11 protein-coding genes and 1 pseudogene are annotated in these 16,838 nt (G+C 57.1%); 7 read left to right on the top strand and 5 right to left on the bottom strand.

The annotated features are described in order from the left end of the window. Positions 1-3: 3 nt before the first annotated feature. The 5 genes from HR9077_RS12640 (at position 4) to HR9077_RS12620 (ending at position 10,783) form a co-directional block, all read left to right on the top strand. The gene (locus HR9077_RS12640; RefSeq protein ID WP_136067363.1) at positions 4-636 is read left to right on the top strand and encodes a DUF7680 family protein; all 633 of its coding nucleotides are present in this window, start codon (positions 4-6) and stop codon (positions 634-636) included. A 124-nt stretch (positions 637-760) separates the two neighbouring features. Continuing rightward, the gene (locus tag HR9077_RS12635; protein WP_136067362.1) at positions 761-3,868 is read left to right on the top strand and encodes a DUF1156 domain-containing protein; all 3,108 of its coding nucleotides are present in this window, start codon (positions 761-763) and stop codon (positions 3,866-3,868) included. Between the two features lie 41 nt (positions 3,869-3,909). After that, positions 3,910-4,314 carry a HEPN domain-containing protein gene (locus HR9077_RS12630; protein WP_168380944.1) on the top strand — a complete coding sequence of 135 codons (405 nt, stop codon included), beginning with the start codon at positions 3,910-3,912 and terminating at the stop codon, positions 4,312-4,314. Next, complete coding sequence (locus HR9077_RS12625; RefSeq protein ID WP_136067360.1) at positions 4,311-6,947, top strand: tyrosine-protein kinase family protein; 2,637 nt, start codon at positions 4,311-4,313, stop codon at positions 6,945-6,947. Before HR9077_RS12630 ends, HR9077_RS12625 begins: the two co-directional genes overlap by 4 nt. Positions 6,948-7,021: 74 nt before the next feature. Next, positions 7,022-10,783, top strand: a complete 3,762-nt coding sequence (locus tag HR9077_RS12620; RefSeq protein WP_168380943.1) for a helicase-related protein — start codon at positions 7,022-7,024, stop codon at positions 10,781-10,783. Between the two features lie 72 nt (positions 10,784-10,855). On the opposite strand, the gene HR9077_RS12615 is transcribed toward HR9077_RS12620, so the two are convergent. Continuing rightward, a complete protein-coding gene (locus HR9077_RS12615; RefSeq protein WP_136067358.1) occupies positions 10,856-11,731 on the bottom strand; it encodes a hypothetical protein in 876 nt (291 codons plus the stop codon). A 506-nt stretch (positions 11,732-12,237) separates the two neighbouring features. On the opposite strand from HR9077_RS12615, the gene HR9077_RS12610 reads away from it, so the two are divergent. Beyond that, positions 12,238-12,480, top strand: a complete 243-nt coding sequence (locus tag HR9077_RS12610; protein ID WP_136067357.1) for a FitA-like ribbon-helix-helix domain-containing protein — start codon at positions 12,238-12,240, stop codon at positions 12,478-12,480. Beyond that, positions 12,477-12,914 carry a type II toxin-antitoxin system VapC family toxin gene (locus tag HR9077_RS12605; RefSeq protein ID WP_136067356.1) on the top strand — a complete coding sequence of 146 codons (438 nt, stop codon included), beginning with the start codon at positions 12,477-12,479 and terminating at the stop codon, positions 12,912-12,914. The genes HR9077_RS12610 and HR9077_RS12605 overlap by 4 nt, the downstream gene beginning before the upstream one ends. 30 nt (positions 12,915-12,944) lie before the next feature. Here HR9077_RS12605 and HR9077_RS12600 read toward each other — a convergent pair whose 3' ends face one another. The 4 genes and pseudogenes from HR9077_RS12600 to HR9077_RS12585 all read right to left on the bottom strand — a co-directional run. After that, positions 12,945-14,093 carry a PD-(D/E)XK nuclease family protein gene (locus HR9077_RS12600; RefSeq protein ID WP_168380942.1) on the bottom strand — a complete coding sequence of 383 codons (1,149 nt, stop codon included), beginning with the start codon at positions 14,091-14,093 and terminating at the stop codon, positions 12,945-12,947. 262 nt (positions 14,094-14,355) lie between these two features. Next, complete coding sequence (locus HR9077_RS12595) at positions 14,356-15,474, bottom strand: PDDEXK family nuclease (RefSeq protein WP_136067354.1); 1,119 nt, start codon at positions 15,472-15,474, stop codon at positions 14,356-14,358. A gap of 204 nt (positions 15,475-15,678) precedes the next feature. Then, positions 15,679-16,314 (bottom strand): 3-isopropylmalate dehydratase small subunit, encoded by a 636-nt coding sequence (gene leuD / locus HR9077_RS12590; protein ID WP_136067353.1) that lies wholly within the window; start codon positions 16,312-16,314, stop codon positions 15,679-15,681. After that, positions 16,311-16,709: pseudogene (locus HR9077_RS12585) on the bottom strand (aconitase family protein); the annotation flags it as partial. The gene leuD and the pseudogene HR9077_RS12585, both read right to left, overlap by 4 nt. Positions 16,710-16,838 lie beyond the last annotated feature (129 nt).

The raw sequence follows: 16,838 nt of genomic DNA, 5'->3' as shown, positions 1-16,838 counted from the left end.
CTGATGGCCACTACCGCAAAGGAGGCGGCTTCCCGCCGCCGCCGCAAGAGCAATCAGGCTGACGAGGCTCAGCTGGCCAAGCTGGCCAAACGCTCGCCCTACGTGCTGCGACTGACGCGCCACAAGGATCTTCCGTCGCCGGTGCTGATCATCAAGGAGCGTATTGCCCCGGAGGACCGCGACGACATCGAAGGACTCACCAATCCGCGCGCCAAGCATGTGGAGCGCGGTACCCTGCATGGCGAGAGCGTGCGCGCCTGCCTGCCGGTGCTCAAGCGCATCCTGGAAGACGTGAAGGACGAGCAGGGCATCCCCTTGGGCCTGGAGAGTTACATGTCAGTCGAGGGACTCAAGCAGACTGACCTTAACTTCCCTTTGGATGAGGCCGCCGGCGCGCGCCTGGCGCTGTTCTTTCGCCTGCAGAGCAAGGTTAAAGACGTTGACCGTATCGAGCTGATCGGTCGCCGCGTCGCGATGTTTTCCCGGGAAGAGGCCGTCTATTGGCTGGCCAACGTCACCACCGCCGACTCGGCGCTGCGTAGCTGGGCCACCAGCGGCCTGCGCATGCTGCTGTGCGGCGAGGCCGGCGACAAGCGGGTGCCGCGCATCCTGGAGAAGGTGCGTGCCCGCGGCTGAACATTGACTCAGTAGCTGCCTGTTGGCGTGCCGCCAGGCAAGCAAGGTAACCGGGCGCTCCCGCGCCGCATATAAGATCAGCCAGGCTCGCCGCCTGGCTGACGCTTTACAAGGAAGCAGAACCATGGATTTCAGCAACGACCAGTGCCTGATCGAATCCGGCTTCCCCTGCCACCAGGTGGGGGCTGAGACTCGGCGTGAACGTGATACTGGAAAACAGCCTCCGACAGCCAGGCTTCATGTTTGGTGGGCCCGTCGTCCCCTCACTCCCAGCAGGGCGGCCGTTTTGGCTTCTCTGCTGCCGGCTGATGCTGATCCGGAAGCGTTTATCAAAGCACTCGGCATTCGTATTCAAGTGGCTAACGTGGGTGGTGTTTGCTGGATACTGGATGAAGCCAAGCTCCGTGATCGAGTCGAGACTCATGAAGGTCAATCGACATTGGAAGTGGACGGGGTGGTCCATCGCGCCTTGATCAAGGAGCAAGAAGCACGCAGCGAACAGCAGTATTTGATACGCAGGATGTTGGATAAAACGCCGGAGCTAGTCGAACAAGAAGCAATACAGAAATGGCAGATTGTTGTGCAGGATTTCCCTTACCTTCCTCAAAAAGGGGAGAGGCTATATGTCCATGAAGAGATGGGGGATCCAGCCTGGTTCAAGGAACTAATGGAGCTTGCAAAGCAGGCGAATGTTAGGGTGCCTAATCTCTACGGCTATGATCGTGCCTACCAGAATAAAGCACCCCTTACTAAAGAGCCCAAAGTCATTTTGGATCCGACTGCAGGGGGGGGGTCAATCCCCTTCGAGGCGCTGCGCCTCGGCCATAAAGTGATTGCCAATGAGCTCAACCCCGTTGCTAGCGTTATTCTCAAGGCGACACTGGACTACCCGGCACGCTTCGGAAGTGATCTGTTGAACGATATCAAACATTGGGGAGAGAAGCTTGAGAATCAGCTAGATGAAGACATGCGTCCATTCTTCCCTAGCTGTGATGTAGAAATTTCTCCAGATAATCCGCGAGCAGTCTATCGAGATACTTCTTACCTCCATTGTCGCCAAGTGACTTGTCCACATTGTGAAGGTGATGCACCGTTACTTAACTCCCTATGGCTCTCTAAAAAGGGAGAGCACTGTGGTGTTTCTGTTAAGCCTCAGCCGGATAAAACTGTGCGCTTTGAGTCTTTTGACGTTTCCTCTGATAATCGTGGACCTAACGGTGAAAACTTGGATAACGGAACCGTTAGTCGTGGCGTTGGGCAGTGTGTGCACTGCCACCAGGCGATCTCTGGTGACGAGATAAAGCGCCAGGCTCGTGGCGAGTCTGAATTTGGTCAGTGGCAAGACGTGCTCTACAGCGTTGTCGGCGTCCGTCTGGAGCCAAAGCTGGACAAGCACGGTAAGGTGCAGCGTTACGCTTCCGGTGAGCGAAAGGGTGAGATCAAGGCCCATAAGGTGCGCTACTTCCGGGCGCCCAATGAAACGGATCTGCAGGCATTGCTGGCGGCAGAACGCGAGCTCGAAGAACGGCGCCTGGATTTTGAGATGAAGGGGCTAGTGCCTAATGAGCCAATTCCGGCTGGTAGTAAGACTAGTGAGCCAATGCGATATGGCATGAACGCTTGGGATGAGATGTTTACCCCCCGTCAGCTGCTTGGCCATTTAACGTTAATGGAAGCACTGCATGACTTGAAGCCGAAAATTATCGCTGAGCTTGGTGAAGAAAAGGGCCGAGCGGTGATTACCTACCTTCAGCTCTCGATTGACAAGATTGTTGATTATGGGAGTCGTCAAACACGTTGGATCCAGCAGCGTGGGCAAGTTTCTGGTACTTTTGGGCGTCACGACTTTTCTCTCAAATGGACTTTTGGAGAAATGGTCCTTTCTGGTGCGTCCTCGGGATTTGTTTGGGCTCAAAAGTCTGTTTTTGAAGCGCTTGAGGAAATGGCAGAGCTTGTTGCCCCGGCTTGTAAGAATGTTGTTGGCAATGCAGAAAATTTCCTGAAGCAATACATGGGTTCAGCGTCTAATATTAGTGAATTAAGCGATAGCTCTGTTGATGCTGTGGTGATGGATCCACCTTATTACGATAATGTCCAGTACAGCGAACTCTCCGATTTCTATTATGTCTGGCAGAAAAAGACATTAGGTGATCTATATCCCGGGTGGTTCGATGGTGAAGTGACGGACAAAGTTCCTGAAGCAGTCGCCAACCCGGCTCGAGATGGCTCAGCTAAGGACGCCAAGGCGCGCTATGAGGAGCGGATGAAGGGCATCTTTATCGAGAGTAAGCGGGTGCTTAAGCCGGAAGGCATCATGACCCTGATGTTTACCCATAAGAGCTCCGATGCCTGGGAGACTTTGACAAACTCTCTGATCCAGTCTGGCTGGGACATTACTGCCACTTATCCTGTTGACTCTGAGTTTGGTGCCTCCACTCACCAGCTTAACCTCGCCGCTGCAGCATCGACGATCTTTATCGCCTGCCGTCCGGCGGGTCGCGGTGATCGCGAGCCCTCCAGCTGGGCCTATGAGGTCAAGGGCAAGCTGGAAACTGCGGTACGTGAAGGTCTCGGCGAGTTCGAGCGCCTCAAGCTAAACCCCGTCGACCGCATGATCGCCTCCTGGGGCCGTGCGCTGCGCGTCTACTCCGCCCACTGGCCAGTACAGGATGGCGACGACGAGGTACCGCCCACCCGCGCCATGCAGGAAGCCGCCCGCGTGGTGGCCGAGGAGGAGGTCAGCCGCCTCTCCGGTGGCCTCGTCACCGTCGACGACCTGGACGCCGAATCCCGCCTGGCAGTCATTGCGCTCGGCATTAACGGCCTGGGTGACTTCGCCTTCGATGACGCGTTGCAGATGAGCCGTTCGCTCAACTTTCGCCTGCAATTGAAAAACGGCAATTATAAGGCCAATGACGACATGGTGGCCTATGCCAACGTTGGCGAAGACGAGTGCGCCGCACCACTGGCCATCAAAGGCAACAAGCTGCGCCTGCTCATGCCCGAGGAGCGCGCCTCCGCCCGCCTGGAGAACCCTCAGACGCTGTGGGACGTGCTCGGTGGGCTGATCATGACGCATCGTGAAGGTGGCATCGTCGCAGCGCGTAACTACCTCAGCGAGCACGGCAAGCGCGACAGCGACGCCCTGCGCGGCCTGCTTAGAGTATGGGCCAAGGAATGCCGCGATGATGAACTCAAGCGAGAAGCTCAGCTGATCGACTACGAGCTGTAAGCTTGCCAGACTGCGGTTAAATGATGAGCCAGGGAGCAGCGATGGATCCGCAAACATCAGATCAATGGATGACCGTTGCAGAGGCGCGCCTGAAAGAGGCACGTAGCATCCAAGAGCAGATGAATGCATCGGTAGGCCCTGCCTACTTATCCGGCTATGGAGTTGAGTGCGCTTTGAAAGCCTATGCAGCAGGAAACGGGGGAAAGGCTAGAGGGCACGACCTTGTTAATCTGGTTCGGCTGGCTGGCTTAAACCTGAGCCACTTCAAAAACGATGCTTGGTTCTTGTCAGATTGGGCAGTGGACTGGCGCTATCTTCAGCGTGCTGAACAGCTACCGCACAAGCCTTGTGAGTGTGTTAAAGCGGCAGGAAATCTACATGGTTATATTGCCAAACAGTTAATGCGCAAGGCCAAGAAGCGCCAGCGGCGGAGCGGGCAACTATGAATACCACGGAGTTAACGTCAAGCATTGAAGCGGTGCTAGCAGAGCAGGGTTTTTCAGATGTCAACGTTGTCGCCGTGATGGATCCGGAAGGCGGCTGGATGCTGCGTATTATCTCCCTGGGGTTTGCTGATATGAGCGATACCGAGCGTCGTCAAGTGATCGCCGGTGTGTTGGCAGGTGAGCAAATCACCTGGCGAGAGTTTTTGACGCCGGAAGAAGCTAAGGAGGCGGGGCCAATGCCCTCAGCTGAAGCCTCTGCGTTACCTTTATGGCCGGAAAGCCTGGCTCGAGGTTCATATAAGGTAAAAGAACAGGCTCTAGTCAGATTTCTCTCCGATGGTGAAGATGAGCTGACGCCGCCCATAACGGCAACGTTCTATTCGCTGCGCGGTGGTGTTGGGCGCTCCACATCGTTGGCCCATACGGCACGTTTGCTGGCCAGAGCCGGCAAACAGGTGGTCTGCCTTGATATGGATATTGAAGCCCCAGGGCTGGCGGCGCTTTTCAACGTTGAGCATGAAGTTGAAAGAGACCGAGGTGTGGTGGAGCTACTGATGCAGCTGGATCAGGGCAGCGAGCCGGATTTTTCCCACCATCTACTGCCGGTAGACGACGAGGGCAGGCTTTTCTTGATTCCCGCCGGCTTGCCAGATGCCAAGTATGCCAACGATTTAAGCCTGCTTGATCCCAGTGCCTGGTATACAGAAGAAGCTAACCCGCTGCGCATGCTGATGCAAGGAGTGCGTGAAGGCTTGCCTTTTACGCCTGATGTGATACTGATCGACTCTCGTACCGGCATTAGCGCGATTAGTGCGCCACTTCTCTTTGAGCAGGCAGATTTGGCCGTGGTGGCTATGTTTCCGCACGAGCAGGCGCGGCGAGGCACCGAGGCGTTGGTTCAAGGCTTAATGGCCGCATCAAATCATCGCTCGGCACAGTCTGGCCGTGAACCTACTGCCCCGGAAATTCGCTTCCTGGTGGGGCCGCTTCCGGCTACGCCTCAGTTGAGCCAGGCGCTATATCACCGTGCGCTGGAATGGGTAGCCGAGTGGCTTTCTCCCGTCCAGAAAGTGCGCCAGGACAACGGCTTGCTGGAGCTGAATGAGGGCGATATTACCCACTGGGTCCCTTACCAGGAAGCATTGGCAGCCAGTCAGCATGTGCTGGAAATTAATGATATCGATTCACTGTATCGCCCGGTAGCGGATTGGGTGACCGGCTTATTACCGATGGAAGAGAATGAAGAGGCGCCGCCTTCGACTAGCTGGGAAAAAATAGACATCCTGGATGATGTTTACGTTGATACGGGAGCAGCTGAGGATCAGAAGAACCTTCTGGATGTGTTTATCGAGACCGACGTAGTGCGTCGCGCACTCGACTTGAAAAGACCCTTAGTGTTGGGTAGGAAAGGAACTGGGAAAACAGCATTATTCCGGCGCATAAAAGAAGAACATGGCGAATCGAATAGCGTTATGCCGGTGATGTCACCTTTGCCTGATAATGTCAGCAAAATCCGCTTGGGGGAAGCGCTTTTCAAGGAGTTGGAAAATAATCTCGTCGAGCCCCAAGCCATGCAATGGAACCAGGTATGGATGACATACTTATTGGTGCTGGCGTGCGAAAAGGGTTGTATCGATACTGATTTTATTGCTGATCAGCTTCTGGAAAAGCCGTTACCGAATAATACCGTCGAGTTTGTGCACTGGATGAAATATCTGTCGTCACAACCCATGTTTAGTCTTAGGTTGGAAACCGCTTTTCAACAGTTTGATCAGTCAATGGAAAAGCCGCTCACGCTTCTTTGGGATGGTTTGGATACGCAGTTTGGCAATGCTCAAACTGACCGTAAGCGTCGTGCTTCAGCCTTGGTTGGGCTTATTTCGATGGTGCTTGAGTGGGAGAAGCGTTTAGAGAACATCCGCTTTAAGGTTCTTCTGCGTGAAGATATCTGGAGAGAATTGCGGTTTGAAAATAAAAGCCATCTTTACGGCCGTTCCGTCATGCTTCAATGGGGCGACCAAAATAGCTTCTTGAAAGTTCTGGTCAAACAGCTGTGGCGCTCAAAGAAATTTGCCGGATGGATAAAGGCAGCATTGCCGTCGCCGTCACGGCTGGATGAACCTTTTGAGCAATGGACTGACGATGACGTAATCGACGTTTGGCATCTTATTGTCGGCGTGCGTATGAGCGGTGGAAGAACAGCGTTTACCCGCAACTGGATATGGACACGTCTGGCAGATGCCAATAATGATCATGCTCCGCGCCACCTTCTACAGCTGTTAGGTGCTGCCGTAGAGCATGAAAAAGAACAGGAGCCCAAGGCTCCTTATCCGCGCAGCCTGATTCGACCCAACACATTAATAAAAGTGTTACCAAGCGTATCTAAGCTAGCTCTAGACTCTTTGATTGAAGAGTTTCAAGAGATGGAAACGCTGACTGATCACCTGCGTGAAATAGCCCGCACACCCTTTGATGCAAGCGAACTAGATAGCTTAGATAAAGGTCAGCTAACCCTGGCCAAGGAGGTTGGGCTACTGGGTATTCACGAGGGGACGGAGCAGAGTGCCGAGCGGTATCGCGTGCCCGAGCTTTATCGGCTGGCTTTGAGCATGACCCGGAAAGGCCAATCGTAAGCTAGCAGCCTGATGTGCAATGCTGATGGAATTATGCCTTTATCGGTAAGTATCCAATGACAGGAGCGCCAGGCATGGCAATACGTGATTATCCCTGGGAACCGAGCTATGCCACCTCCGACATCCGTGAAGATGGCAAGCTGGTTGATGTTCTGCACGATTTCTACATCCCGGCCCTGAGCCGGGCGACACGCTACGACCGTGTCGCCGGCTACTTCAGCTCCTCTTCGCTGGCGGCGGCATCACAGGGGTTTTCGCGTTTCATCGAGAACGGCGGAGAGGCGCGCTTCGTGGTCGGGATGCAGCTTGATCCCGATGATGCTGCCGCGATCCTGCATGGTGACGAGCAGCGTACCAGCCAGGTCATGCTGGCAGAGCTGAAATCTAGTCAGCAGTGGCCATCCGCCTTGCGTCATGGCGTCGAGCTGCTGGCATGGATGGTGGCCAATGGCCACCTCAGCATTCGCGTCGGCCTGCGGGTAAATGCCAAGGATGGATCACCGCAGCCATTGGATTATGCCCAGGATGGTTACCTACATGAGAAGTGGGCGATTCTCGGCGATGGCCAGGATGAGTTGTATCTTTCTGGTTCGCTCAACGAGTCGAAGACGGCGTTGGCCATCAATGCCGAGAACATCAATGTGCACCCCTCATGGGAGGATTGGGGGAGGAAGGCGATTCCTCAGAAGCATCGGAATTTCAAGGCCCTGTGGCAGGGTAACCACCCGGCGATCAGGACCTTTTCACTCCCTGAGGCGGTCGAGGCCGAACTGGTAAAGATTGCTCGCAACGCTGGCGGACTGCGCGAGATTGATGGCACGCCGATGCCCATACACTCGAAACAGGTACGAGAAAGGGATGAGCTCGCCCCGAGCTTTCCCGAACGGCTGCGTTTCGCCATGCTGCGCCTCGCTCCACTGCTGCCGGGCGGGGAGCGCGTTGCTATCGAGACCACGCCCATCGAGCCTTGGCCACATCAGCGCTTCGTGGCCAGCCGCTTGCTGGAGACCTACCCCCGCAACCATTTGCTGTGTGATGAGGTGGGCCTTGGCAAGACTATTGAGGCAGGGCTGGCCTTCAGAGCCCTATGGTTGAGTGGTCGTGCCAACACGATTCGGGTATTTGCGCCGGCCTCGCTGACTTCGCAGTGGCTGGTGGAAATGGCCGAGAAGTTCTATCTACCTTTCGTCAGGCGCACCAGCCGCAAGGGACGCTGGGAACGCATCGACCCACTGGGGGGCGAGCCGGAACAGGGGCAAGGCCGGATGTTCGATGCGCCACTGGAGATTATCTCGACGGGGTTGGTGATCAACCGCCACGGTGGCAGGCTGCTGGCCAATCTTCCCGAGACCGACCTGGTGCTGGTGGACGAAGCGCACAAGGCCAGGAGGCAGACACCGGATAATCAGTCTGTCATTCCCCGCTTCAACAAGCTTTATCAGGAGCTGCAGAGTTCGCTGTACGGTAAATCGCGCACTCTGTTGCTGGCCACGGCTACGCCGATGCAGCTCAATCGTGTTGAGGCCTTCGATCTGCTGAAGTTGATGCCCTCCGCTGGCGCCGTACAGTTCTCCGAGGATCTATGCGAAATCTTCTACCGGGTACGCGACAAGCTGCTTAACCAGGAGCCGATGGCGGATTACGAGAGTGAGTGGCTGCGTCGTTACTTGAACAATGTGCGGACTTCTTCGCCCGAGCAGTGGCACTTCGTCAACGAACATGTGCTGAGCCCGTTCGGTAAGTCTGGGTTGGAGGACTTCACTGACCGCTGGCTGGAGCCGATGGTGTGGGATGAGGTTCAACCAGCCTTGAGCCTGTTGGCGCCGCTAGGGCGCAGTATGTTGCGGCATACTCGCTCGCTTCTGCGCGCTTACCAGCGTGAGGGTCTGCTGAATGCCAACCTCGCCTGGCGTGAGGTTACCCCCAGCATCATTCCGCTCGGTGGTATTGAACGTGAGGTCTATGACCAGCTGCAGGAGTACTGCGCCGACCTGGCAAATCAAATGGCCTCCAATATGGAAGAGGGCCAGCAGCGGGCTGCTATCGGTTTCTACCTGAGCTTCCTGCGGTTGCGCTATGCATCGTCCTTTCATGCGTTGCGATGCTCTCTGGTGCGACGCCTGGCAAAGATACAGCAGACGCTCGACCACAAGGCGCAACAGTTCGCGACTTCGGATGGCTCGCGTGAAGAACTCGAAGAGCTACCGGACGACGAGGTGGAAGGACTGATCCTCAAGCACCGGACCGAGAGTGACCTAACCTGGGAGCAGGGCGCTGTCTCACGGTTGCTTACCACCATGGACAAGCTGCCCGCCACGCCGCGAAAGGTGCGTCAGCTGCTTGAGCATATCGACCAGCGGCGTAACAACGGCAGCGACCGAGTACGTCAGCTGGTGCTGTTCACTCGCTACACCGACACCATGGAGTACTTGCATGGGGAGTTGCGTCGGCGTCTGCCGGGGTGCCCAATCGGTACCTTTTCAGGAGCCGGCGGCACGCTGCGGCGAGCCGGAGAGTTTCGGACGGAGCGGATGGATCGCACCACGATTAAGCAGCGCTTCGTGGCAGGGAACATCGATATCCTGCTGTGCACGGATGCGGCTGCCGAGGGCCTCAACCTGCAGAGTGCCGATCTGCTGATCAACTTCGACCTGCCCTGGAATCCCATGATGCTGGAGCAGCGTATCGGCCGTATCGACCGCATCGGCCAGCACCATACGCAGATCCATGTGCTGAACTACCTCTATCAGGGCAGCGTGGAAGAGGTGGTGTATTCTCGCCTGGTCAAGCGCTTCCGCGAGGCGCTGACTGTCTCGGGGGAGCTGCAGTTTTCTCTCTTACCCATCCAGCCCGAAGACTTTGAGGACTACGCCAAGGCCGAGGGCGAAGAAGGCAAGATCGATGAGGATGAGCTGATTCGCCGTGCTCAGGCCCATGCAAAGCGGATTCAGGAGCGCCAACGGCTCACCGAGTTCAAAGCCCAGGAGCAGAAGGCTGCCTACGAACATCTGGAAGCTCAGCAGGGAAGCGAGCCGCTGCCAGCTTCCTTGAAAAACATCTGGCAGGTCATTACTGAGAGTGCCTACCTGAAGGCGTTGGGCGGCGGCATCGAGAGCTTCGCTCATGGCGACGCATTCCGCCTCGTGGATGTTCCTGGAGTACCGAGCGATGTACTTCTGACTATCTCCCGCGAGTTGTTTGAGCATGGGCTGGGAGACGAGGGCAGGCGACGCCTGCATTTCGCCACCTACGGCGATCCTGTCTTCGAGAAGCTGCTCGACTATATGCTGCAGCCATTCGAAGCTGTTCAGTCGGCATGGCAGGAGCGCAAGCCGTTGGCAGCCTTGCAGGTTGCTGGCCAGAGCCTGACCACCACTGAAGGAGCCTTGGATGCTGAGCTACCTGAGAGTGGCGAGATTGAGTTGTTGGCTCGTGCGGGCTATCGGATGGGGCGCCAGGATGATCGCGTCGGTCGACAACAGAAGGTCATGCTCGATTCTGCGGCTGCAAGCCTGGCGGAGCAGAAGCTCAAGCGAAACCCCGATACCCCCAACAGCCAAATAGCGGAGCTGGACCGATTCCGAGGTGATGTTAGCCATCGCCATGGTCAACGAGTTCATCTCAAGTTCGATGCGCCGGATCGTAACGGTATGCTGGCCTTGAAGGACACGCTGCTATGGCCGATTCGAGAGAAGGCGGCGGCTGTGCAGGTCGATGCCGACCCATTGCTGCTTACTGCCACGCGAGACATGATCCTCAGACAGCTAGGCGATATGAAGAAGGACAGTCGCACGGGACATGAGGTGGCGAGGAGGTTGAGAGAAAGTGCAAATTAGATGCTCGGTTGATGGGGTGAAATAACCACACGGTGGTTGTGTGTTAAGGGAAAGCGAGCAATCAAACTTTTCCTATCGCGTTCGAGCAGCATCTAAATGGTACTTCCGGAGTAAGCGGCGGAGTGGCTTGGCGACGGCATACCAGTTGTTTATAGCATCATCAGGGGTTCTGCCAGAAACAGCGAGCCGGATCACAGCAGAGTCGAAGGCAGGGGTTGTGGCGCCGAAACCAACGGTTCTTTCGACATGCTGATAGATACGGCACAGGCGTTGAGCTTCCTTTACTGCTTTCGCCTGGGGCGGGTTCTTCCCCCGGCGCAGCAGCGGCCAGTCGATCTCGTAAGGCTCCATCGGCATCACGTTCTCGGTCTGCAGTGTGTAAATCAGCAGTGTGCCATCACGTCGGCCCTCGGCTAGAGTGGCGATGATGCTGTCGGCGTCGTGACGTTGCCAAGCCAGGAACATTTCTCGGTTCACGCCCCATCCCTCAGATAAGGCAAAGAGAACACCGAATCTGGCAGGAAGCGGCCGCCAACGATCAGGCGCATCGGGCAGCAGCGCCTCCACAGTGGGTATCGAGAAATCGAGTGTCTCTAGTGTGGCCCGGATGTCGTCATCCGTGATCCATGGCCGCCGCCTAGCCTTGCGGAACAGCTCAATCAGGCCATCGGTGATAGCTTCCAGGTTCTTTTCGGGGGGGTCGGTCAGCCAGGCGACTAGGTGATCCGGCCTCGGCTGACCAGTGGGGTCATCCACATCGACGGCCCACAGCATCCAGATGCTGTGATCGGCGGACCAGCCGAGGAAGAAGCGGTACGCCATACCGAGTTCAAGAATCTCCGGATTCAACCCCAGCGACATGCTGGGGAGAACGTTCTGCAGATCGTCAACCATCGCCATGACCTGGTAGCGATCGTCATCCTTCCTGATGATGTCGGCGTTCAGCATCGAAGCCTCCGTAGGCAAGCTTGGCCCGCCAAGGTTAGTAGCGGGTCGGTCATCAGCAGCGATGCTTCCACTACCCGGCCATGTTATCGGAGAGCCGGTGGTCGGTACTACGCCTGCCTCGCTCTGGAGCTGTCTATGAAACCTGGGGCGATTTAGGAATCATTGAGAGCAGCCAGCTTTGGTTGCGGTTTGGTTACTGATTGCGAGGAAACGTTGTGGCTAGTGTGAGCATTGGGAATCACCAACTGACTGATTATTCAGTATAACCGCATTGCAGGCGCGGTCTGGATTTTTCACTGTATTGCACTCATAATCCCTTGGTCGCAGGTTCGAGTCCTGCTGGGCCCACCATTAATGCCTTCCGTAGCTCGCGTGACACCAGAAGGCAACGACAGCGCCTTCACTTCCCACCGTAGAATTCCAAACATATCCACTGTCGTGGATAGGCGTCTTTTATGGTTTTAGTGCTATCATTGATTGCATTGAGAGCGCATGGGGAGGCGAGCATGGCATCAATCACGATTCGCAATCTGGACGAGCAGTTAAAGGCCCAGCTTCGTATGGAAGCGGCCAGGCATGGTCGCTCCATGGAAGAGGAAGTGCGTATTATTCTCCGCGGCGCCTTGAGCCAACCTCAAAAAGGGGGGCTGGGCAGTCGTATACGGGAGCGCTTTGCGGCGGAGGGAGGTGTCGAACTGGAAGTGCCAGCCAGGTCTGATAAGCCTCGTGCTCCGGCTCTCGATACATGATCGCCCTGGATACCAACGTGTTATCCGAGCTCATGCGGCCCGAACCGGAGGCGTGCGTCGTCGACTGGCTGGATAGCCAAGACGCGAGTGCCGTGACCATTTCCGCTATTACCGTGGCGGAAATTCTCTATGGCATAGAGCGCTTGCCTAGCGGCAAGCGCCAGCGCCGGTTCGCCGCCATTGCGGCGGCGATGTTCGAAGAAGACTTTGCGGGTCGCATTCTGCCGTTCGATGAGGTCGCGGCGGTGCACTACGCAGAACAAGTGGTCATCAGTGAGCGTGCGGGCAGGGTGATACATACCGCTGACGCTCAAATCGCCGCAATCTGTCGACAGCATCGCGCCACGCTTGCCACACGCAACGTGAAGGACTTCGAGTCGCTTGGCATTGACATACTCAATCCGTGGGAGCATCGCTCAGCGCCAAGATCGTAGGTGTCGGACGATGTTCCCTCGTCATTGACATCAGGTCTCGGTCAACGATCTCGCCTTGTGCCGGACTTCATCGGTCAGCGCCTTCAGGGCGTTATCGTGCTGTAGCAGGTCGATAGCGTCACAGACTGCGCGACGAATCGCTTCTCGCTGCTCTTCCATGGTGGTCGTTCCACGCAGCACGTCGAGCAGAGGCGTTTCCAGGTAGAGGGGGTGGTGGTAGTTGGCCGGGCGATCCTCGAGATGATCGTAGAAGCTCCAGCCCTTGCCTGGCGTCAGCTCTTGAAGCTGATGCACGAGCTTCTGATAGCTCGGTAGCCGAGGGTAGATATCGTGCACCTTGACCGAGAAGTCGAGAATGACGTTCAGCATCACCCGGTCGGTATGCCGGTTGTGCACCAGGTGGTCGCGCCCGTCGAGAATTACCCCGATAAACAGCCCCGGCATCCAGTGGAGGGGGCCACCCGCGGGGATCAGCTCGAACCCCAGCCGGCCCCAACGGGTGCTGGGGCCGCGCCCTTCATAATGCTCGCTCAGGGGCCATTCGGCGTGCGCCAGTGGTGTCAGCGCGGCCGCCAGTTGCTCGGGGAAACGCCACGCCACCGGGTAGAATGCCACCGCCTGATGGCTGATCGGCGCCGCCGGATGCAGCCCTTCGTGTCGCAGCAGGGCCAGAAAGCTCGCGATATGAAATTGTTCGGTGGGATCGGTCAGTCTCTCGTGCTGCTGCTCCAGCAGCTTATATACGTTTGCCCAGCACAGGCAGCCGTGGGCTTCCGGGCGGTGCTGGCCGGTATTGGCGGAGACAACGATCACCCGTGCGACTCGGCCGGGAAACTCCGACGCCGCCAGATCGCGATACTTGTTCACCTGCTCGGCCGTGAGCGGCGCATGTACCTTATGTTCGAACAGAAGCGCGCCACCCGGCCACTGGGCCAGCATGTCGAGGCGCGCGCCCGGATAGGGCGCTTGGGTGTCCCAGGTGATTTCCTGATCGGCATCGGGCAGCTCGATGCGATCCGCCTTCGGCACACGCGCCATGACGATGTCGAGAAAGGCGTCGGCCACTTCGCGGGAATTCCGCAGCAGCCAGGCGAAGATCTCGGTGATGTAGTCCTCGAGGCTATCGCGGCCTTCTCGGGGCCGATAGCGGCGGAGGCTGACCAGCAGGGAATCGTCCATCAATGCAGTCCTGGCAGTAAAGGTTACAGACGCCATGTGTCACGGGGCGTGAGGCGCATAAAGGTACCTCGGAAAGAACGCGATCCCAAGTCCGGTTGCCAACAAAGATGTCAGTCGTGCCGGCTGCTTTTAGATTTATCAGCGCTTTCGTCTGTGTTGACCGGCAAGATGTGCCATAGGCTCATTTTTTAGAGAAATACTGTTACATCTCAATGGGTCAATGTGCATACGCCCCCAAGAAGCTGGAGGCAAGTCTTGAAACTCACCATGACTCGTCGATTTTCCAGGCCTGCTTCAGCCGTGCCACGGTATGCTCCCATTTTGGTGTTGTCGGCTTGCAGACCGTGTTCTGGTTGCCGAACAGGCCGACCTCGCTGAACGCCTGGGAAGCCGGGAAAGAGGCCACCCAGCGAACCGGCACGAGGTATTCCGCTGCCTCCTCGTCGTCTTCATCGATAACCCGGTGGAGATGCGGATAATCACTTTCCGAGGTGATGTCCCGTAGTGGTGTGCTGCCGTGCTCGGTCCGTACCCTGAACTGATCGGCACGGCACCGCTCTCCGGTCACCTCGGCCACGCCCACATAGCCGGTCTTGGGGATGTTGACCCAGACGCGGTCACCCTCGGACAGCATGGCAAGTGTCTTCGAGTACCAGGCCGCGCCGCCGCCGGCGATAAATCCATGGTGGCGTGCCAGCTCCCAGGGGCGATCATCGCCGAAGGAGGCGTAGTACTCGCCGTTCCAGGGCTCCTTGCGGGCTTTGCGTGCAGCCGGCTGTGATGGCTCGTCCGGGTCGATCATCCAGGCCCGGCTAAGGTAACGGTTGCCCTGGTCCTCGAAGGCGGCGAAGAACATGGCGTTGATCGAGAGCTGAGCGTACTCGTTGAGGTAGTTGATGATCCGCTCGCTGCTGGCGTCGAGCTGGGTCGCCACCACCACCAACTGATGGTTCTCGTTGAGCGTGACGCCATCCAGGGGAATGCCGAACTTGGCCGCGAAGGCGTCCTCGAGCGTGGTGTGAGGGCGCCGATAGCGCTCGGCGAAGGCCTGGTAGATCTCGATCAGCTGGTAGTCGGCCAGGGTGACTACCCAGGAGGCATAGTCGATGGCCTGGGCCACCACGTCGCGGGGCGTCTTGTCGCGCTTGAGCTCGATGACGACGACTGTGCCGTTGGCGTCGATCGCCAGCAGGTCGATCAGCTTGTCGAAGCCGGTGCGCACCTGGCGCCCGATCAGCAGCCAGTCCCGGTTGAGGATCGAGACATCCTGCATGATCTGCTCTTCCAACTGCCCCTCGTCGGCAAGCCCCGTGGGCCGCAGCTTCTGCGGCAGCTCACCTGTGTTGCCTGCCAGCTTCCAGATTCCTTGCTCGATGGCCATGCGACTTTGCCCTTTAGTTACAAGTAAGTCTGTGATGATGCAGCCATAGTCCTAGAATTAGGACCAACACGGCCCCCGCCTCTTGGCTCTCACGAGCTTACGCGGGGGTTCTTTTTTGTGTTTGTGTTCTTGCCAGCTACTCGGCCCACCAGAGTTCCCGGCCCGGTGGTGCGTCCATGTCCTCCAGAGTTTCACTATAAAGTTTCAGAGACGCTGATGAGTGATTGCCGCTACTTCACGCAACCAGGGCTGGCGAGCCCAATGTTGATCAGCGAACTTTGAGATATCGTTTTGATAGGTCAACGAAAGCCCGATACTGTCCAGACCTTCAAGAAACATTTTGAGGTGGCGCGGCATCAGTTCAAAATTAGCCTGAACGCTATAGCTCGTAAGGCTTTGCTCCTTGATGTCGATCTCGACCGTATTCCTGGAGGGGGCATCGGCATCGTCCATCAACTGAGCGATCTGCGCTGGCGGCAAGGTCACCAGCAACAACCGGTTGTTCATTGCATTGGAGTAGAAAATTTCGGCATAACTCGGCGCGATCACGGCTCGAATGCCGAACTGCTGGAGACCCCATACGGCGTGCTCGCGGCTCGATCCGCAGCCGAAGTTGGAGCCACCGACCAGGATCGATGCGTCTGCATGTGAATGCTGGTTAAGCACGAAATCGGGTCGTGCTTGTCCCTGAGCGTCGAAACGAAGGTCGTAAAGCAATCCCTCCTTCAGGCCTGACTTGTCGATGCCACGTAGGAATTGCTTGGGCATGATCTGGTCCGTGTCGAGGTTCTCGATGCGAAGCGCCGCAGAGCGTCCCTTGATGCGAGTGTGCTCAGTCATTGCAGGATCTCCAGTCGACGTACGTCGGTAAGGCATCCAGCCACAGCGGCTGCAGCCGCCATTGCCGGGCTCATTAGATGGGTGATGGCGCCTCGGCCCTGGCGTCCCTCGAAGTTGCGATTCGTCGTCGAAGCGCAGCGTGTGCCGTCGGTCAGGACATCGTCATTCATTGCCAGGCACATCGAGCAACCGGAATTGCGCCACTCGAAGCCTGCCTGCGTAAAGATCCGATCGAGGCCTTCGGCTTCCGCATGAGCTTTCACGGCCCCGGAACCGGGTACCACCATCGCACGGACGCCCGGAGCGACGTGGCGTTTGTGCACGATGCTGGCCGCGGCACGCAGGTCCTCGATCCGACCGTTGGTGCAGGAGCCGATAAAAACGTGCTGCACAGGTGTAATGCCAGTCAGTTAAGCCTACCTTCAATAAGCTGATCATGAGACCTTTCCCTGTCAGGTACACTGACAGGGAAAGGTCCATGCATTTCAGCAATGCCATCGATGCCATTGCCAAGGTGGTGCCCG

The sequence above is a fragment of the Modicisalibacter radicis genome, assembly GCF_900961225.1.
Taxonomy (GTDB): Bacteria; Pseudomonadota; Gammaproteobacteria; order Pseudomonadales; family Halomonadaceae; genus Modicisalibacter.
This window is presented reverse-complemented; position numbering and strand designations above follow the sequence as displayed.